Annotated in this window: 17 protein-coding genes and 1 tRNA gene; 17 read left to right on the top strand and 1 reads right to left on the bottom strand. The window is 44.2% G+C overall.

Going from position 1 to position 19,034, the window contains the following annotated elements; genetic code table 11:
* Nucleotides 1-11 precede the first annotated feature (11 nt).
* A tRNA-Ser gene (locus MHH60_RS06695) sits at nt 12-102 on the top strand.
* A gap of 367 nt (nt 103-469) precedes the next feature.
* On the opposite strand, the gene MHH60_RS06700 is transcribed toward MHH60_RS06695, so the two are convergent.
* A complete protein-coding gene (locus tag MHH60_RS06700; protein ID WP_036677774.1) occupies nt 470-667 on the bottom strand; it encodes a YjzC family protein in 198 nt (65 codons plus the stop codon).
* A gap of 217 nt (nt 668-884) precedes the next feature.
* Here MHH60_RS06700 and rpsF point away from each other — a divergent pair, with 217 nt between their 5' ends.
* From rpsF to MHH60_RS06780, 16 genes are all read left to right on the top strand, one after another.
* Nucleotides 885-1,169, top strand: coding sequence for a 30S ribosomal protein S6 (gene rpsF, locus MHH60_RS06705; protein WP_036677776.1), 285 nt, complete (start codon nt 885-887; stop codon nt 1,167-1,169).
* A 48-nt stretch (nt 1,170-1,217) separates the two neighbouring features.
* Nucleotides 1,218-1,724 carry a single-stranded DNA-binding protein gene (ssb, locus tag MHH60_RS06710; RefSeq protein WP_036677780.1) on the top strand — a complete coding sequence of 169 codons (507 nt, stop codon included), beginning with the start codon at nt 1,218-1,220 and terminating at the stop codon, nt 1,722-1,724.
* A 21-nt stretch (nt 1,725-1,745) separates the two neighbouring features.
* A complete protein-coding gene (rpsR, locus tag MHH60_RS06715; protein WP_036651767.1) occupies nt 1,746-2,018 on the top strand; it encodes a 30S ribosomal protein S18 in 273 nt (90 codons plus the stop codon).
* A gap of 514 nt (nt 2,019-2,532) precedes the next feature.
* A complete protein-coding gene (locus MHH60_RS06720; protein ID WP_076132916.1) occupies nt 2,533-4,482 on the top strand; it encodes an endonuclease MutS2 in 1,950 nt (649 codons plus the stop codon).
* Between the two features lie 193 nt (nt 4,483-4,675).
* Nucleotides 4,676-6,394, top strand: a complete 1,719-nt coding sequence (gene opp4A, locus MHH60_RS06725) for an oligopeptide ABC transporter substrate-binding protein (protein ID WP_076132914.1) — start codon at nt 4,676-4,678, stop codon at nt 6,392-6,394.
* A gap of 84 nt (nt 6,395-6,478) precedes the next feature.
* Nucleotides 6,479-7,423 (top strand): D-alanyl-D-alanine carboxypeptidase family protein, encoded by a 945-nt coding sequence (locus MHH60_RS06730; RefSeq protein ID WP_036677789.1) that lies wholly within the window; start codon nt 6,479-6,481, stop codon nt 7,421-7,423.
* A 322-nt stretch (nt 7,424-7,745) separates the two neighbouring features.
* The gene (locus tag MHH60_RS06735) at nt 7,746-8,771 is read left to right on the top strand and encodes an LCP family protein (protein ID WP_076099795.1); all 1,026 of its coding nucleotides are present in this window, start codon (nt 7,746-7,748) and stop codon (nt 8,769-8,771) included.
* 194 nt (nt 8,772-8,965) lie between these two features.
* On the top strand, nt 8,966-9,391 hold the full coding sequence (locus tag MHH60_RS06740) for a CBS domain-containing protein (protein ID WP_036677795.1): 426 nt from the start codon (nt 8,966-8,968) through the stop codon (nt 9,389-9,391).
* Nucleotides 9,392-9,614: 223 nt separating this feature from the next.
* A complete protein-coding gene (locus MHH60_RS06745; RefSeq protein WP_170914153.1) occupies nt 9,615-9,917 on the top strand; it encodes a MazG-like family protein in 303 nt (100 codons plus the stop codon).
* A gap of 6 nt (nt 9,918-9,923) precedes the next feature.
* The gene (locus MHH60_RS06750) at nt 9,924-10,841 is read left to right on the top strand and encodes a DUF2232 domain-containing protein (RefSeq protein WP_076124314.1); all 918 of its coding nucleotides are present in this window, start codon (nt 9,924-9,926) and stop codon (nt 10,839-10,841) included.
* 11 nt (nt 10,842-10,852) lie between these two features.
* Nucleotides 10,853-12,859: a DHH family phosphoesterase gene (locus MHH60_RS06755; RefSeq protein WP_076132912.1), complete on the top strand. Its 2,007-nt coding sequence runs from the start codon at nt 10,853-10,855 to the stop codon at nt 12,857-12,859.
* A complete protein-coding gene (rplI, locus tag MHH60_RS06760; protein WP_036677804.1) occupies nt 12,856-13,302 on the top strand; it encodes a 50S ribosomal protein L9 in 447 nt (148 codons plus the stop codon). The genes MHH60_RS06755 and rplI overlap by 4 nt, the downstream gene beginning before the upstream one ends.
* A gap of 1 nt (nt 13,303) precedes the next feature.
* Nucleotides 13,304-14,665: a replicative DNA helicase gene (gene dnaB / locus MHH60_RS06765; RefSeq protein ID WP_036677807.1), complete on the top strand. Its 1,362-nt coding sequence runs from the start codon at nt 13,304-13,306 to the stop codon at nt 14,663-14,665.
* Between the two features lie 211 nt (nt 14,666-14,876).
* On the top strand, nt 14,877-16,163 hold the full coding sequence (locus MHH60_RS06770) for an adenylosuccinate synthase (protein WP_076132910.1): 1,287 nt from the start codon (nt 14,877-14,879) through the stop codon (nt 16,161-16,163).
* 190 nt (nt 16,164-16,353) lie between these two features.
* Nucleotides 16,354-16,998 (top strand): hypothetical protein, encoded by a 645-nt coding sequence (locus tag MHH60_RS06775; RefSeq protein WP_076132908.1) that lies wholly within the window; start codon nt 16,354-16,356, stop codon nt 16,996-16,998.
* 315 nt (nt 16,999-17,313) lie between these two features.
* Nucleotides 17,314-18,861: a M23 family metallopeptidase gene (locus tag MHH60_RS06780; RefSeq protein WP_076132906.1), complete on the top strand. Its 1,548-nt coding sequence runs from the start codon at nt 17,314-17,316 to the stop codon at nt 18,859-18,861.
* Nucleotides 18,862-19,034 lie beyond the last annotated feature (173 nt).

Consider the following 19,034-nt stretch of genomic DNA (forward strand, 5'->3'; position numbering starts at 1 on the left):
ATTTTTGCTGCGGAGAGGTACCCAAGAGGCCCAAGGGGGCTGACTCGAAATCAGTTAGGCGTGTCACAGCGTGCGTGGGTTCGAATCCCACCCTCTCCGCCACTTCAGCATAATATAACATTTTAATGAATCCTTCGTTCCTGTAACGGAGGTTTTTTTGTGTCCACTGAGCTGTTTGCAAAAGATCATAACATGCAAAAAGAAGGGCCCTTTCGGGTCCTTCTTCAAGAGGCAGTACATCAATGATGTTGGAATTTCTCTGTATATAGCGACTAAAGTGATTTAGGCGTTGCTGAGGTTACTGCTTTTTAGACAATAACCCACTACTATTCCCAGCTAACAATAGATGCTGAATCAGATATCCTGTGATTGTGTTCGTCTACGACGGCCAACGGAACCACACCTCTCTTTTGTACTGCCTGAGTATAGTATGTGTAATATCGTTTTTTTTATACACATTTATTTTTATTTAATGTACACGTGCTTTTTCAACCTTTTTCCACTTCCGATTTTTGTTGCTGGTCTCGGGGAAGGTGTCCCCTTTTTCCATTTTAATATGTTGTGGATTCTGAATTTCGGTATGGAAGCTTCGCGCTTCACCTACCTCTGTATACATGCCTGGATTGGGGGCTTTGTCGCCTTTTTCATATTCTGTCTTTTCGCCCATCATTATCGCTCCTTTCTTAAGTGCAGATGAATTCACTGATTATTGTGCGCAGGTAGGGTTTTTTTCATGTAAAAAGAGGGTGGAGGGTTGTCCGGTATTAATATTGCTTGCACTCTGCTGCTCGTTTTGGTATATTAATCAGGTGCGAGTCTATGTTTGTGCTCGTTCCTTGCTCCTGACGTGATTAGGGGCCTCAGACCATAAGGAGGTGAAAATTATGCGCAAATATGAAGTGATGTACATTATTCGTCCTGACATTGAACAAGAAGCTGTTCAAGCAGCAGTCGATAAATTCCAAGGCATCATCTCCAATGGCGGGGAAATTACAAAGCACGAAGTGCAAGGTAAACGCCGTCTTGCGTATGAGATCAAGAAATTCCGTGATGGCGTTTATGTTTTGGTTAACTTCAATGCAGAACCTGCAGTAGTTACTGAATTAGAACGTCTTATGAAGATTTCTGACGAAGTTATTCGTTATCTCATTACGAACGACGTTGCTTAAGATCTTGACAAGCTTTGTAATGAATCGCTCTAAAGGAGGGGACCAGAATTGTTGAACCGTATCATTTTGATCGGACGGTTGACCCGTGACCCGGAACTTCGTTATACTCCCGCTGGTGTTGCCGTAACTCAATTTACGCTTGCCGTAGATCGTAACTTTACGGGCCAGAACGGTGAACGTGAGGCAGACTTCATCCCGGTTGTTACCTGGAGACAGCTAGCAGAAACCTGTGCCAATTATTTGCGCAAAGGTCGTCTGACAGCAGTGGAAGGACGCATCCAAGTGCGGAACTATGAGAATAACGAAGGTAAACGTGTATACGTAACTGAAGTTATTGCTGATAATGTTCGTTTCCTGGAATCTTCACAGAGCCGTGAAGGTGGAAATACTTCAAGTGGTGCAAGTAGTATGCCTGAAGAGCCAGCATATGGTGGCGGTGGTAACGCTGGACGCGGAAATAACAACAATAATTTCTCGCGTAACAACAATACTCAAGATCCTTTTTCGGGCGATGGTAAACCGATTGATATATCGGATGATGATTTGCCATTTTAATTAGGAAGGACTGAAAAGAATATGGCTTTTAAACCAAGAGAAGGCGCTGACAACGACAAAAGACCAGCACGTCGTGGTGGACGCAACAAGCGTAAAAAAGTTTGCTTTTTCACTGTGAACAAGATTACTCACATTGATTATAAAGATACTGAACTTCTTAAGAAGTTCATCAGCGAACGTGGAAAGATTTTGCCACGTCGTGTAACAGGTACAAGTGCAAAATACCAACGCGCTCTTACCATTGCTGTAAAACGCTCGCGTCAAATCGCGTTGCTTCCTTACACAACGGAATAGGACGTTTTATAGAAGCAGTCGGGAAACCGGCTGCTTTTTTTGTTGTGAAAAGCCAGCGAGTGGATTACGTTTGACGTTCAATCTGGAATGTGTTAAATTACAGCTATCCTATAATAAAAGGGGAAATATTGATGTTGGTGACCGTTCTTAACTAGCAATTTCATAACACTGGATTAGGAAGGCTTTAGCAGGCTCGTCTTTTGGCGTTCACGTGCTCTATTTGAGTCCGTCTCGCACAGATGTCTGTTGTTCCTAACGGTGGATGATTTAGTTAAGAACACACGAAGCGTCATATGGCCTCTTTACGGCTATTGTTCTCTTTGTAATTAACCGTGCTCTTAGAGCACGGTTTTTTTGTTTTTCGGCCACCCTGGCTTTTATAGGGGGACCTTAAAACGCCAGAGAACAATAGCATAAAAAGAAGGGCAAGGACTGCCATAGTGGCATTCTTTGTCCTTTTTGTGTTAGGGAGATTTAGTTCCAAAAATAGTTAGATCAATAAGGAGGATTTGCTGTGAATTTACAAAGTCTAAACACGTTGGAATACGAAATTATTAAAACCGAGCTTAGCCGTCATGCGGTATCTTATGTAGGAAAGAAAACTGTAGAAGAGCTTATGCCTATGACCTATTTGTCTTCGATTCAAAGAGCGATGGAGGAAACGACTGAAGCTAAAGAACTGCTGGAGCGGGGTTCCAGTGTACCGATTCCTTCATTAGAGGGGATTGAGTGGATCATGTCACTAATGGGGACTGGATATTTGTATTGTGAGCAAGATTTCACTGCAGTGGCTACATTTCTAAAGAGCTGTAGTCAATTGCGCAAATATATGGCTTCTAAAGAGCAAAGTGCTCCCCGGATTGCTGCTTATGCTTCCTCGCTGCTGGAATTAAATCATGTGCGGGAAGCAATTGATCGTTGTATTCGCTTTGGGGCGATTGATGATGGAGCTAGTAAGGGGTTAGAGCGGGTTCGTAAACGGATTGCCGTAGCTAAAGAACGTCTTCATAAAAAAATTGACGGGATCATGTCGCGCCATCAATCGATTTTGCAAGAGAATATTTATAGCCAGCGTGGTGGACGTTATGTTATCCCCGTAAAGCGGGAGTATCATAAGCAAATAAAGGGATCGGTACTCGATCAATCCACAAGTGGACAGACGGTGTTCATTGAACCAGATGAGATCGCCTCCATGCAGATTGAGCTGGATTTGTTATTAGGAGAAGAGGCGCGCGAAGAAGCTGTGATCCTCAGTATGCTGACCAACATGGTAGAACAGGAACAAACTGCACTGCGCCTAAATATCGAGGTCACTGGCACCTATGATTTTATTTTTGCCAAAGCAAAGTACGCACGAACGCTGGGAGCATCTGAGGTTACTCTAAATGATAGGGGTTTTCTAAGGATGAACGGAGGTAGACATCCCATGCTGCAGGGCATGGTTCCAATTAGCCTGGAGATTGGGAAGGGATATAGATCCCTAATCATTACAGGTCCAAATACAGGCGGTAAAACGGTGGTGCTCAAGACCCTCGGGCTGCTGACCCTCATGGCTCAATCCGGGCTGTTGATTCCGGTCGAGGAGGGCAGTGAGTTTACAGTCTTTACGGATGTGATCAGTGTAATCGGAGACGGACAAAGTTTGGCCCAATCACTGAGTACATTTTCGGCACAAATGAAGAGTATTGAGGGAATGCTGAGAGATGCCTCTAAAGGGGTGCTGCTGCTCATTGACGAGCTGGCGGCAGGTACAGACCCTGGCGAAGGAATCGCCCTCTCAATCGCCATTCTGGAAGAGCTGAGCCGTAAGGGGGCGAATATTATCGTCACAACCCATTTTAATGAGCTAAAAGCCTTTGCTGCTGCGACAGCCGGTTTTCAAAATGCACGAATGGAATTCGACAAAGAAACGCTGCAGCCGTTGTATCATCTGACTATCGGAGAAGCGGGGGAGAGTTACGCTCTGCAAATTGCCAAAAAGCTGGGTATCCAGGATAACGTTATCAAGCGATCTTGGGAGATCGTTGAGGCGCAGCAGCAAAGGCTGCAGAAAGGTGATGGGTCGGCATGGGCAAGTCTTTTTAGCAAAGAGGGAGAGAAAGGGAAGACTGCCCCCGTTATAGAGGATTTTGAAAAAAAAGAAAAGTCTGCGGAATCACTGAGCGATAAGGAGAAGCAGACCCAATATGAAATTGGTGATGCCGTTCTTGTAACTTCACTAGGGCGGATAGGCATTGTTTATGAGAAAAAAGATCACTTAGGAATGGTCGGAGTGATGATCCAGAAGCAAAAAATGCGGATTAATCATAAACGTTTAAAGCCATATCTATCCAAAGATGAGCTATATCCTGAGGAATATGACTTTGATATAATTTTTGAGAGCAAGGATACCCGTAAAAAGCGGAAATTGATGCAGCGTAAGCATGTCGAAGGCCTGAGAATTACGCATAAGGATGAAGAATAATGTAATAAAGGGATCAGCCTATGAGGTAGGTCCCTCTTTTTTTATAAATACTATGAAAAATGCGTAAATTCAAGCAGGAGTATAGGCCTAAAGCTTAGAAGTTATTGTAACCATTCTAAAACTTTGTTACAGTAAATATTTATTCCATAGCTTAGATGTAGATATACGTTCAACTAGAGAAGGGAAGGAACACATGAAGAATAAGAAGATATGCGGGTTCTTGTTAACAATGCTCGTGATGACTACAGTATTGTCAGCATGCAGCAGAGCAGGTACCAGCAGTAATTCATTATCTTTACATCACAATGAGGTGGTCGAAAAGCCACAGACTGGCGGAGTAGTTACTTATGGATACTCATCGCCGTTTATGGGCTTCTTTGAGCCTGCTTTTTATGAAGGTGAAGATGATTTTCATGTGCTGGAGTTTATTACTGAGGCCATGTTTACGATAGATGATGATTTATCAACGGTTCCTAATATCGCCACTTGGCAGGAGTCCGAGGATCATAGAATATTTACCTTTAAAATTAAACCGGGAATCCGTTGGCATAATGGAGATGAACTGACCGTAGAAGACTGGAAATTTGCGATGGAGACTATTGCTAGTCCAGACTATACCGGATCGCGTTATTATAGTGTGGAAATGATTCAAGGTGCAGAAGCCTATCATAAAGGTGAGGCGAAGACTATAACAGGTCTTAAGGTTATAGATCCTTATACTTTGAAAATAACAATGACAGCTGCCCGCGTAAATACGATTGATAATTTATGGCCATATCCGATGAATAAAAAATATTATACTGGAGTCGCCGTTAAGGATATGCCTGAGAGTGATCAGATGCGAAAAAATCCGATTGGGATTGGCCCCTTTGAGGTGAGCCTTATTGAACCTGGCCAGCGGGTGGAGATGAAGCGCTTTGATCAATACTATAAAGGTAAGGCTTTGTTGGATGGTGTTTTGTATAAGGTATTTGATGACAAGGAAATCATCAGCCTGTTTGAACAAGGCGTTATTGATATAGAGAATGCTCCACGAGATACTTATGAAAAGCTGAGCGAACTCGATAATATTAATATTTTACAATCAAATGAGCTTGCTTATGAGTATATAGGGTTTAAATTTGGGTATTGGGATAGTGAAGCTGAAAAAATCGTAATGGATAACCCTAAATTTGCGGATAAAAGATTACGTCAGGCGATGTATTATGCACTTGATCGGGAGGGGATCATTCAATCATTTTCTCATGGGTTAGGCAAGCCTATAGAAACTCCGGTTTCCAGTGCAAGCTGGGCGAAGATCCCTGACAGTCAGATTAATACGTATCCCTATGATCCGGAAAAAGCAAAGCAGCTGCTTGATGAGGCTGGTTTTGTAGATGTTGATGGAGACGGGCTGCGTGAGGATCAAAAAGGAGAAAAGTTAGTTATTCATTATGATTCTATGCTAGGCAGTCATTCTGCAGAGTTACGAACTGCTGCTATTCTGGAGGATTGGCGAAATGTGGGACTTGATGTGCAGCTTAATGGTGGGGCGTTAAAAGAGCTCAACACCTTCTACGAAGCAGTGGAGGCTGATGATCCGTCTATTGAGTTGTTTAACGGGGTATGGGGATTAGCTAATGATCCTGATCCTTCAGGTCTCTGGAGAGAGAATGATTTGTGGAACTACCCACGTTGGTCCTCAGAGCGGAATGAAGAATTGATTCGCGATGGCACCAGTATGAAGGCGTATGATAGAGATTATCGACAACAAATCTATTATGAATGGCAGAAGCTAGTGAATGAAGAGGTTCCAATGATCTTTTTTGCGGAAAGAGAAAGCATTACTGCTGTCAATAAACGTCTACAAGGTGTGCGTGTTGACTCTTTGGGCTCCATAATTGAGCCTAATAAATGGTGGATAAAGGACTAAATTAAAAAAAATAAAAAAAATTACGCAAAAAGTGAAATCAAATTGCTGTTTCATTCGTCATATATATTATGGAGGATGACAACGATGAAGAGACGGATATTGATATGGGCTGGTGCAGCTTTGATAGTCGTTGTCTTAATTACGGTGTGGAGGCCTATCGAGCTGGGCTTTAAACCGGATATTGACGCGGGTTCAGCAGTGCTGCTAGATATGGATAGTGGAGACATATGGGTCAATATCAACGGCGATGTGCCTATGCCACCGGCCAGTGTGTCTAAATTAATGACTGAAATGATTGTGCTGGATCACATAACCTCTGGAACCCTTAGGTGGGAGGATAGAGTCCCTATTAGTGCTTACGCCAGTCAAATGGGAGGTATGAGTCTCTCATTAAAACGTGGAGATTTCTATACAGTAAGGGAGCTATTCGAAGGCATCACCATCTATTCTGCTAATGATGCTGCAGTTGCATTGGCAGAATATATGGCAGGATCAGAGGATTCTTTTGTACTTATGATGAATGATAGAGCACGTAGTTTAGGTTTATCTCCTAATACGGTATTTACCAACGCCTCTGGATTGTCGAGCAAGGATCTTGGTATCATTCGTCAGCCTACGCATATCGGTGGCCAGACGATGATGACAGCGAGGGATACAGCCAAATTGGCAGCTGCGCTAATCCATAATCATCCTGACGTACTGAATATTTCCGGTCGTACACAGATGCAATTAAAGGATAAAGGGTTATATGTTAGTAATAGCAACCTTATGCTTCCAGGTATGGGCGGCGCTTACGCATACGATGGAGCAGATGGGTTAAAGACTGGATATGATAGCCAGACGGGATATTGTATTGCGGGATCAGCCCAGCGAGAGGGGCACCGGCTTATTGCGGTCGTTATGGGGGCGGAGACTTATGGCAGCCGATTTGAGGGTGCTGCTAAATTGTTCGATTATGGGTTTTTCCGCGGTTTACATTATGGAGAACGGGTAAAACATATTATACATGCCCTTGGAATTCGAAGTTAAATTTGGAGCATCATACCAGTAATTATTACTTGGTATGGTGCTTTTTCCCTATACATGTCGGTATTTGTTGTTTCTTTTTATCCATTTAGTGATTACAATAGAAATATTGTTTTATCCCATATTATTTTAGAAACGCAAAAAAACTTTTTTCTATAATTTAGAATGACCCGAATTTCCTGAAAGGGGGGACAATAAGATAATGGAATAAGGGACAGTAAATTCGCCGCCGAGAGAAATAAAACCATGACTGCCTGAGAACGATCAGGAGGCATTGTAAATATATGGTATGTGTAATTATTCTACAATAAAGAAGGAATCAAAGATGAAAAAAATAAAGAAAAGATACATTGCGCTAATTGTTCTCGTCGTTGTTATAGCGGGAGGCTTTCTCTTTCGGAATTCTTTGGCCGTATTAGCTTTTGACCTCTTTTTGTCCGATCGGGTAGAAAGCAAGCTGAAAGAAGAATCTTACCAGCCACTTAAGGATGAGAATAAGGTTAAGCCAGAGCCGGTTGTATACAAAAGCGATCCATTCTCGCTGATGCTGCTCGGGACTGATCAACGCGACAATGAAACCGCACGTTCGGACACTATGATGTATGCTGTTGTTCGCCCTGAGGATTACAAAATTCTGCTTATTTCTATTCCACGTGATACGTATACCGAGATTATTGGCCATAACGATAATAAAAAAGATAAGATTACCCATGCTTATGCTTTCGGTGGGCAGCAAATGGCTAAGGATACTCTGGAAGCACTGCTGGAGCATGATATTCAGTATTATGCCACCATTAACTTTCAAGGGCTCAAGGATGCCGTTGATGCTATTGGAGGCGTTCCGCTGCCTATCAAGAAGGACATTGTAAACAAGGGCAAGGACCATGAGAAGTTTACGATCGAGGGTGGAAAGTCGAATTATAACGGTCAAGAAGCACTTAACTATACACGCTACCGTGAAGATAGTGACTTTAACCGGACCAAACGCCAACAGGTTTTTATTGATGTCGTAGCTAATAAAATGTTATCGATCAGCCAAATTGGCAATATTCCTAAGCTGCTGGATATTATGGGCGATAATTTTAAGACCGATATTGAGCCTTCAATGATCATTAGTCTAGCCAAGAAATTTATGGGCGGCAAAGATATGGATATCTCAAGCTTTACGGTAATGGGCGAAGGAAAACGTATTGACGGACTTTATTATGATATCGTTGATGAAGAGGATTTGCGCGAAGCTAAGGCGCTGATTGATAATTGGATGAATGCAGGAACACCAGTAGATCAACTGATTGAGCCGGGAAAAGCAAGTAATGCACTCGAGCCCAAAGCGACAGCAGTTACGCAGTAATTCTAATTGGAAAGCTAAACTCATATAAATAAATTGCAGCAGCCATAAACATTCTCATGGCTGCTGCTTACTGTCTTCATGTTATAATGAGTTGGAACTATTATTTAGCTGCTACGTATAATCACATTGGCATGGCAGTAAAAGGAAGTTAAAGAACCGTAATTCCTTCGGAACTCTTTGAGGAGGATCAAGAGATGAATATTGCATTTTTTTTACTTCCGAAACAGGAGGTGGCCTGCGTAACGCTCGACTCTACGCTGCGCCAAACGCTTGAGAGGATGGAGTTTCACCGCTATACAGCAGTCCCGATTCTTAACCGTAATGGAGAGTATGCCGGCACGGTAACGGAAGGTGATCTGCTCTGGTACATGAAAGAGTCGGAGGGTAAGGTTTCGTTTGAGAACGCTTCAAAATTTTTGCTGAAGGACGTTCCATTACGTATGAATAACAAGCCGGTCTCGATTGATGCGGATATGGAAGATCTAATTAATTTGGCTAAGGTGCAGAACTTTGTACCTGTGGTCGATGATATGAACCGGTTTATTGGAATTGTTCGCCGGAGTCAAGTCATAGAATATTGCGAGAAATTTGTAACAAGACAATCACAGGAATCATTATAGTCCCAGTGTATTCGCGGTTATAGAAGCTATCGGAACAAGGCCTGTATTTCCGGCGATAACGGAATGCGGGTCTTTTTTAAAGAAAGCTCCTCTCCAAAAAGAGGCATAGTCAGCATGGATTGAAGCATACTTAAGGGGCGCGGGGCGTCCAGTGTGACACCGAATTTTTTATGCTATAATGGAGAATAAAGCTTTTTGCCGGAGGTAGAGAGACGTGTCCAATGTGCCGAAGGATCTGGATGTAGCCAAGCGCGCCAAGGTAATTGAATGGCTGAAAACCGAAGTGATTGATCAAGTTTCAAGGTTATTTAAAGCGTTATGGGAAGGCAGTACTACCCGTGTCGGTGACAGTCTGGCTAGCTTGATTATGAGCTCTTATATTTTGGGCCGCAGACTAGGGATTCCTTATCGTTCTTTAGATGACTTGCTACTGGAGAAGCTTAGAAAGCACAAGCAGGAAGGGCATCAACTGGAAGATTGGTACCAAGATATATCTGCTTTAGAAGAACATATGCGTAAGAGGTGAATACTGTTGAAATTTCGCTGGTCATCTGTGGCTTGGAGCGTAGCATACTTACTTTTGCTGCTTAGTTTAACGACTCCACTCCTCATCATCACTACCCTGTTTATGATTGTTCCGGCAGTAGTGTTGTTTACTACCCTGAACACGAGACAATTTGTGCTGCATGTATTGCCGGTGTTGCTGATTGTAGGCTTGATTACACCAATTTATCTGTTGATAGCTGCGTATTTCTTAATACCGGCTCTGGTTATGGGGCGCTGGTATAAAAGACATGCCCCGGCTATGTCTACTGTGATCGCAGGTACGGTTACGATTCTTGCACAGTTCCTGCTGCTTTTGCTGCTGGGTACGGCATTATTTAATTTTGACCTGTCTACCTATGTGAACGATGTATTGCAAATGGTTAATTCACCTCTGTCCGAGCTCGGAACTACCAATCCTCTGCTCACTGATATTGGATTTTCAACTGAGGATGTAAACAAGATAAGTCATATGACGGTCCAAATGATCCCTATGACTCTAATCGTAAGCTCCTTCATGATTGCTGTGATTACGCATTCTATTGCCCGCCCGATTCTGAACAGTATGAATTATGCAGTGCCTAAGATGAAGCCTGCACGTGAATGGAGACTTTCGAGATCGTTTATTTGGTACTATCTGATTGGTGTTGTTCTACAGCTCTTCTTCTCAGGGTCAGAGAACAATTTCATCCTCATGATTTCTGCCAATCTTCTGCCATTGCTGCGAATTGGCTTTATGATTCAGGCCATCGGATTTTTCTTCTTCCTGGCGCATGAACGCAAATGGAACAAGATGTCTGCCGTTTTGTTAGCGATACCGGTTATTTTACTGCCGCCGCTGCGCATTATTGGTATTATTGATCTTGCGTTCCCACTGCGGGAGTATGTGACCAAATCGAAACGATAGGGTGAGAGTTCATGCCTAAATTTCTGCAAAGACGCTGGCACGGCTATCATACCGTATGGGCGTTCATGCTGCTGTTGGTCCTTATTATAATTGTCAGTGTTTATAACTGGGCGCTTGGGGTCGTCGGCCTGTTTCTGTCAGGTACTTTATGCTTCTATATGTTGAAAGCGGAGATCTCGTTCCGCCGTAATCTGGTGGAATATATTAATGGGCTATCTTTCCGCATTAAGCGGGTAGAGGGCGAAGCAGTCAGCATGCTGCCGCTTGGAATCATTCTGTTTAGCGAGGATCGAACGGTGGAATGGAATAACCGCTATGCCGGCGATATTTTCGCACGCAAGTCTTTAGTTGGGGAGTCACTGCAAGAATTATTGCCTGATATGCAGTCTTTTTTCACAGGTGCTGCAGCGGGTAAGCGGGAGGTCGCCAAAGAAGGTGTGCTCCATGACACCCGCCTTGAGATCACCGTGGATGAACGATTTTATCAAGCTGTCATTATTCCGAGTGAGCGTATTCTTTACTTGTATGATATCACTGAGCTTGTGGTGTTACGTGAGCGGTATGAGGATGAGAAGCTGGCGATTGGCATAGTGATGATGGATAACCTGGATGAATCCGCTCAAGGAATGGATGATCAACAGCGAACCTCGCTGATTGCTAAGGTGACGAGTGAAATCACTGAATGGAGTAAGCAGTTTGAGGTTTATCTGCGGCGGTTGTCCTCGGAACGTTATCTAATGCTGCTTAATCATCGTAGCCTGCAAGCGTTGGAAGAGAGCCGCTTCGTGATTCTAGATGAAGTCAGAGAAATGACTGCTGATCTCAAGGTACCTATGACACTGAGTATTGGTCTGGCCTTTGGCGCAGACTCCGCAAGTGAATTAGGGGCATTGGCCCAATCCAGTCTAGACATGGCGCTTGGCCGAGGTGGTGATCAGGCGGCTGTAAAAGCAGGCCAACGGTTATCCTTCTACGGTGGCAAGAGTAATGCTGCTGAGAAGCGTACCCGAGTGCGGGCGCGGGTCATTGCGCATGCTTTGCGGGATCTGATGCAGGAGAGCGATCGTGTGCTGATCCTCGGTCATCGGACACCGGATATCGATGCTGTGGGTGCTGCAATCGGCCTGTTAAGGGCTGCGCAGATGTATAATGTAGAGGCTAGCATTGTGATGGAGACTCCTAATCCATCGATAACTAACATGATGGAGCAGATTCGTAAGGATGATGAATTGTATAAGTCATTCATCACAACGGAGCAATCCCTACAGATCATGACAGAGCATACCCTGCTAATTGTTGTGGATACACATAAGGCGTCTATGACGATGGAGCCGCGGCTAGTACAATATGCCAGCAGAATCGTAGTGGTGGATCATCACCGCAGAGGTGAAGAGTTCATTAATGATGCTGTATTGGTATATTTGGAACCTTACGCTTCTTCGACCTGTGAGCTGGTGACAGAGCTGCTTCAGTATATCCATGAGAAGGTAAAGATCAGTCCGCTGGATGCTACAATGTTGTTAGCGGGGATCACGGTGGATACAAAGCACTTTGCGCTCCATACGGGTTCGCGTACCTTTGAGGCCGCAGGCTTCCTGCGCCGGAATGGTGCCGATACCGTACTTATTCAGCGCATGCTGAAGGAGGATTTACAGGAGTATATTTCCAAAGCCGAAATTATCAAACATGCGCGAATGGTGTATGACCAAATCGCGCTCGTAGTTACGGCACCAGGCATGAAAATTCCGCAGCTTCTTATTGCTCAGACTGCGGACACGCTGCTTGGGATGACCAACGTAGTCGCTTCATTCGTCATCAGCGAGCGGCCTGACGGCCTGATTGGCATTAGTGCCCGATCACTCGGACGTATGAATGTACAGGTCGTGATGGAGAAATTAGGCGGCGGTGGGCATCTGTCCAATGCCGCGGTACAGCTTGAAGGAACATGTAAAGAAGCAGAAGCCAGATTACTGCAAGTGCTGGCTGAAATCGAATCGAAAGAGGGGTTATTCGAATGAAGGTCATATTCATAAAAGATGTTAAGGGTCAAGGTAAAAAAGGTCAGGTTAAAGAGGTATCCGAAGGTTATGCTTCTAACTTCTTATTGCCACGTGGATTGGTTCGGCCGGCAACGGAAGGTAACGTGAAGACGCTGGAGAATCAAGCAGCTGCTGAACAACGCCGTAAAGATAACGAAAAAGAAGAAGCACAGCAATTGGGTAAGAAGCTTGACGAGCTAACACTGACAATGAAAGCAAAATCAGGTGAAGGCGGACGTTTATTCGGCGCTATTACAAGCAAACAGATTGCTGAGACACTGGCTTCCACCAAAGGAATTACTATTGATAAGCGCAAGATTGAATTAGGTGAGCCAATTCGCCATATAGGAGTATTTCAAGTAAGCGTAAAATTGCATACTGAAGTAAAGGCCACACTTAAGGTTGAGGTAACGGAGGAGTAACATGGGTGGAGATCTCTTTTTCGATCGGGTTCCCCCGCAGAATCTTGAAGCCGAGCAGGCGGTAATTGGTGCGGTTCTATTGCAGGATGAAGCGCTCATTACTGCAATGGAACGGGTGAATACCGAAGACTTCTACGATAAAGCGCATCAAATGATTTTTGAGGCGATGGTGCAGCTCGGAGAAGAGAGCCAGCCGATTGATCTTGTTACACTTACGTCCAGACTGCAGGACAAAGGAGAGCTTGAAGATATTGGTGGGGTTAGCTACTTAGCTAAGCTGGCGCATGCCGTGCCTACTGCTGCTAACGTAGAATACTACGCCCAGATTATCGAAGAGAAAGCCATGCTGCGCCGTTTGATTCGCACAGCCACGCAAATTGTGAGCGAAGGTTATACGGGCGGTGAAGATGTAGCCGATATGCTGAGTGATGCAGAGCGGCGCATTCTTGAAATCTCCAACCGGCGGAGCGGCAGTGGATTTATTGCGATCCGCGATGTCTTGATGGAAGTGTTCGACAAGGTTGAGTTGCTTCATCAAAATAAGGGGGGTACCTCAGGTATCCCAACCGGATTTGTGGATTTAGATCATATGACTAACGGATTCCAACGTAACGATCTGATTATTGTTGCGGCTCGTCCATCTGTTGGTAAGACTGCATTCGCCCTGAATATTGCACAGAACGTGGCAGTACGCGCTAAAGAAACTGTTGCGATATTCAGTCTGGAAATGTCAGCGCCACAGCTGGTACAGCGGATGATTTGTGCTGAAGCCAACTTAGATGCCAATATTATGCGTACCGGTGACTTCAAGAGTGATGATGATTGGTCCAAGCTGACGATGGGTATTCAGTCTCTATCTGAAGCGGAGATTTATATCGACGATACACCAGGTATCACGGTAACCGATATTCGTGCAAAGTGCCGGAGACTGAAGAAGGAAAAAGGACTTGGCATGATCGTCATCGACTACTTGCAGCTCATTCAGGGCCGCGGTAAAGGCGGAGAGAACCGTCAGCAGGAAGTATCGGATATATCTCGTACATTGAAGCAGATTGCCCGTGAGCTGGATGTGCCGGTTATTGCCCTGTCGCAGTTAAGCCGGGGTGTAGAGCAGCGTCAGGATAAACGTCCAATGATGAGTGACTTGCGTGAATCGGGTTCTATCGAGCAGGATGCCGATATTGTTGCGTTTCTGTATCGTGATGATTATTACAATGCGGATACGGAGAAGAAGAATATTATTGAGATCATTATAGCTAAACAGCGTAATGGTCCCGTAGGCACGGTAGAACTGGTCTTTCTTAAAAATTTCAACAAGTTCGTTAACTACGAGCGAGCACATGCGGAACCCTTTGCTGGTTAAACCTGACATGTATAATTCCCGAACGATTGCACATTTCTTTGTGTAATCGTTCGTTTTATTTGACTTTGAAAAAAACCGCTGTTACACTGAGAATTGTCCTTTAGCGGGTTAAATCTGCTTGGCGTCCGGAGGGCCACGTACATAAGAATGACGTATAGGGTCCATATTATGAAAAATAATGGTGCTAAGTAGCACCTACGGAGGAATGAACATGTCAACGGTAGTCGTCGTGGGAACACAATGGGGAGACGAAGGTAAAGGGAAAATCACTGACTTTCTAGCAGAAAGTGCAGATGTGGTCGCCCGTTATCAAGGGGGCAATAATGCCGGTCACACGATTCTGATTGACGGTGAGAAGTTTAAGCTCAGCTTGATCCCTTCAGGTGTATTTTATAAAGAGAAAACTTGTGTAATTGGTAACGGAATGGTTATTAATCCGGCTGCCTTAATCCAAGAAATTAATTATATTCACGAGAACGGTTTTGATACTAAGAACTTAGTGATCAGTGATCGTGCTCATGTCATTATGCCTTACCATATGGTGCTGGATGCTCTCGAAGAAGACCGTAAGGGTCCGAACAAGATTGGTACTACACGTAAAGGTATCGGTCCTTGTTATATGGATAAGGCAGCACGCAACGGTATCCGTATTGCTGACTTGATGGACGCTGAGGAATTCGAACTGAGACTCCGCCCCTTGATGCAAGAGAAGAACCAAGTGATTACGCAGGTCTATGGTGCCGAAGCTCTTAACGTAGAAGAGATTCTGACTCAATACCTGGAATATGCAGAAGTGCTGCGTAATTATGTAACAGACACCTCTGTTATTCTTAATGATGCCATTGATGCGGATCGCAAAGTGTTGTTTGAGGGTGCGCAAGGAGTAATGCTTGATATCGATCAAGGTACGTATCCGTTTGTTACTTCATCCAACCCATCTGCCGGTGGAGTGTGCATAGGTTCTGGTGTGGGACCGTCCAAAATCAAACAGGTTATTGGGGTTGCAAAAGCCTATACCACTCGTGTTGGAGATGGCCCGTTCCCTACAGAGCTGAATGATGCAACAGGTGATTATATCCGTGAAACAGGTCATGAATATGGCACAGTTACCGGACGTGCGCGCCGTGTAGGCTGGTTCGACAGTGTAGTTGTGAGCCACGCTCGTCGTGTAAGTGGAATCACAGGGCTCTCTCTTAACTCGCTGGATGTACTTAGCGGACTTGAGATCGTGAAGATCTGCACAGGCTACAAATACCGTGGTGAGGTAATTACTCATTACCCTGCTAGCCTCAAAATGCTGGCAGAATGTGAAGCGGTATATGAAGAGCTTCCAGGCTGGAGCGAAGATATTACTTCTGCAAAAACGTTGGATGATCTTCCAGCAAATACACGCAGATATGTTGAACGTGTATCTGAGCTTACAGGTATTCCGATTGCTATCTTCTCAGTGGGTCGTAACCGTGAGCAGACGAATCAAGTATTGCCAATTTATATCTAAAACCTAGTTATACTAAGGAGCCTCGTTAGAGGCTCTTTTTTTTGTTCTGAGGACTATATCTCTCTCTTTTGGGGCCTAGATTTATGCCTAGACGTTTCCCGAGGCCGGTTCTAGTCAATACTGGATGTATAGAAGAACATGTACATGATCTACCAGATAGGCTTGAACATAGGTGAGAGGAGAAATGAAGATGAAGATCGTGAAGCGTGCACTTAGCGTATGTCTGATTGTGGTACTTGCTAGCACTCTTTCAATTCTAACAACGGGCGTGGTTGTAAATGCTTATATTCAGTCGGTACTGGCTAGCTTCGATATTAAAGTGAATACTCCCGGTCCGGGATTTGGAGGAATGATTCGGAGCATCATTGGCATGGATAACAAATCTGACTCGGATACAGCCAATAAAGAAGTAACTACAGGGAGTACAGTTAGCAAGGAGACCGACAAAAGCACGGATTCGCCAGCTAAAGGCAAGGGTGAGCCCGTAGATGATAATACTCCGACTGATGCCTTACCAGTTATGGGTCAAGTTACAACCGAAAGTTCAGCTGATAACGGAAGTGGAAGTGTTGGTGACCAACAATTAGTAATGACACCTGAGGCACTCAGTGACTTCAAAGATAATCTTCCATCGGAAGAGAAGGTAAATATATTCAATATTTTGATGTCCAAACTACCCCAGGATGAGATGGCAAAAATTTCAACAGCGATGGAGGATGGATTAACAGAAGATGAGGTTAAAGAGCTGCAACAGGTAATTGCAAAATATGTTGATGCAGACGAATATGAGAGCATAATGAAAATGCTTACACCAACTACAGAATCTACGCAATAGCATTTGTAATTGTCACTTTATAGACACATGAAAAAGGTTAAAATTTCATATTTGCGCAAAAAACCCGCCAAATACGCGGGTTTTTTGTTATGTCTAAAGTTGAAATTTTTCTCTAAGCTATGGTACAGTAAACAAGGACCTCAAGAGGTTAATTTTTTGTAACCTCCTTAACAACCTTTTTATAGGTTCATTAGAAGCAGGAATTAAGCACTAGTATACGCAGAAATTTACATGACGTAATCTATATAATCGAGGTCGTACAATTAGCTTGGCCGCTTTTGTCGGAAGTAAAAGCGGACTGAAAGGGAGAGTTTCATGAAGGGATTTAAGTTCATGCGTCGGATGAGCAAGCTGCAGGATGGACATCCAGCAGAGTCCGAGGCGAATGTTCAACAGAGCCACAATTTCGATCACGACTCCAAACACTTTCAACAAGAGAAAGGTACTCGCAGATTTCTGCGTGCTTGGATTTTGGGATCTGTCGGCCTTGTGCTTCTAGCTACGGTGTTGGTTGGAGCAGAGAAAAAGTATGTAGCTGCTAACACGGTTACCTATTATCAAGTGTTGGTGAAGGGTGAAGAAGTCGGAAGACTTACCGATCAGACGCAGCTTAACCAGCTATACGATAAGAAACAACGAGAATATCAGGAGAAATATCCGAACTCAACCATGGTGCTGCAAACAGAGGGCATAACAATAGAAGAGCAGAAGGCATACAAGCCAGAAGTTGATAGTGAGGCGACACTTACTAAACTAGATGGAATGCTGAAAGCTTATGCGGTAGGCGTGCAATTGATGGTAGATGGCAAGGCCGTTGGCATAGTTAAGGATCAGGAAACTGCAAATGCTGTGCTTGAAGGGGTAAAAAATCATTATGTCCCACAAGCAGAAGTAGCAACGACGGCTAGTAAGCTAACAAGAACGGCTGCTTCCAGCTCATCTGCTGCAAAAGCGAAGGCTCCAGAGCAAGTAGAGTCGGTAGAGATTAGTGAAGATATTTCTATCGTTCCTATCAAAGCAGATCCTAATAAAGTGTTGGATGTGGAGGCAGCGGTCCAGACACTTACCGAAGGTAAAGAGGCCCCCCTTCTTTATACTGTTCAAGAGGGCGATACGATTTCGGGGATTGCCAAACGGTTTGAAATCACCCAAAAAGAGATTTATAGTAACAACCCTAACGTGAAAGAGCTGACGTTGAAGATTGGAGATACACTGAAGCTGAAGGTACCCCAACCAGATGTTACAGTAGTAACAGTGGAAAAAGTGACTGAGCAGATAGTGACTGAGCCGGAAGTGGTTGTGCGTTCGAGCGATCAGCTAGCGGCAGGCAAAAGTAAAGTGGTTCGTCCAGGGCAAACTGGACTTAAGGAAATGGAGTATCGGGTAACGAAGGAAAACGGTACGGTCGTTCAAGAAGAATGGTTAGGCCAGACCGTTATAAAAGCCTCGCTGCCAGAAGTTGTTTATCGGGGAACGAAGGTTGTTGGTGAAGGAACAGGCATGTTCAGTTGGCCGGTAAGCGGGGCAACCCTGACAAGTAGCTTCGGCGAGCGTTGGAGCCGTGCCCACAAGGGTATTGATATGGTATCTAGCAATCGGAATATAAAAGCTTCTGATGCCGGGACTGTAATCTTTGCAGGGGTGCAAAGTGGATACGGGAATGTAGTTATTGTGGATCATCGCAATGGATACCAAACCTATTATGGTCATTTAAAAAGCATCTCGGTTTCTACAGGCCAACGCTTGGAGCAGGGTGGCAAGATTGGCGTAATGGGCAGCACCGGACGTTCGACGGGTACACATCTTCATTTTGAAATTCGAAAGAATGGCACTGCTGTAAATCCAATGAAGTATTTGCAATAATTCATACTTTATCCTTTAACTGCTCGATTTCAATCGGGCGGTTTTTATTTTTTTAAATCTACGAGTGACGGCAAAGCCGTTTCTTTTTGCTGGGCAGGGGGATTGCTTATTTCGTAGGATGTGACGGTTAGACAGGTATGTTAAAATAAAGGAATGATCATTAAGTAAGGATA

This window comes from Paenibacillus sp. FSL H7-0716 (assembly GCF_038002705.1).
In the GTDB taxonomy this organism is placed as follows: Bacteria; Bacillota; Bacilli; order Paenibacillales; family Paenibacillaceae; genus Paenibacillus_AQ; species Paenibacillus_AQ odorifer.

What these genes read in the sequence shown, in the direction of transcription:
- MHH60_RS06700 (WP_036677774.1), bottom strand. Translation starts at nt 667, where the DNA reads ATGGGCGAAAAGACAGAATATGAAAAAGGCGACAAAGCCCCCAATCCA.
- rpsF (WP_036677776.1), top strand. Translation starts at nt 885, where the DNA reads ATGCGCAAATATGAAGTGATGTACATTATTCGTCCTGACATTGAACAA.
- rpsR (WP_036651767.1), top strand. Translation starts at nt 1,746, where the DNA reads ATGGCTTTTAAACCAAGAGAAGGCGCTGACAACGACAAAAGACCAGCA.
- opp4A (WP_076132914.1), top strand. Translation starts at nt 4,676, where the DNA reads ATGAAGAATAAGAAGATATGCGGGTTCTTGTTAACAATGCTCGTGATG.
- MHH60_RS06730 (WP_036677789.1), top strand. Translation starts at nt 6,479, where the DNA reads ATGAAGAGACGGATATTGATATGGGCTGGTGCAGCTTTGATAGTCGTT.
- MHH60_RS06735 (WP_076099795.1), top strand. Translation starts at nt 7,746, where the DNA reads ATGAAAAAAATAAAGAAAAGATACATTGCGCTAATTGTTCTCGTCGTT.
- MHH60_RS06740 (WP_036677795.1), top strand. Translation starts at nt 8,966, where the DNA reads ATGAATATTGCATTTTTTTTACTTCCGAAACAGGAGGTGGCCTGCGTA.
- MHH60_RS06755 (WP_076132912.1), top strand. Translation starts at nt 10,853, where the DNA reads ATGCCTAAATTTCTGCAAAGACGCTGGCACGGCTATCATACCGTATGG.
- rplI (WP_036677804.1), top strand. Translation starts at nt 12,856, where the DNA reads ATGAAGGTCATATTCATAAAAGATGTTAAGGGTCAAGGTAAAAAAGGT.
- dnaB (WP_036677807.1), top strand. Translation starts at nt 13,304, where the DNA reads ATGGGTGGAGATCTCTTTTTCGATCGGGTTCCCCCGCAGAATCTTGAA.
- MHH60_RS06770 (WP_076132910.1), top strand. Translation starts at nt 14,877, where the DNA reads ATGTCAACGGTAGTCGTCGTGGGAACACAATGGGGAGACGAAGGTAAA.
- MHH60_RS06775 (WP_076132908.1), top strand. Translation starts at nt 16,354, where the DNA reads ATGAAGATCGTGAAGCGTGCACTTAGCGTATGTCTGATTGTGGTACTT.
- MHH60_RS06780 (WP_076132906.1), top strand. Translation starts at nt 17,314, where the DNA reads ATGAAGGGATTTAAGTTCATGCGTCGGATGAGCAAGCTGCAGGATGGA.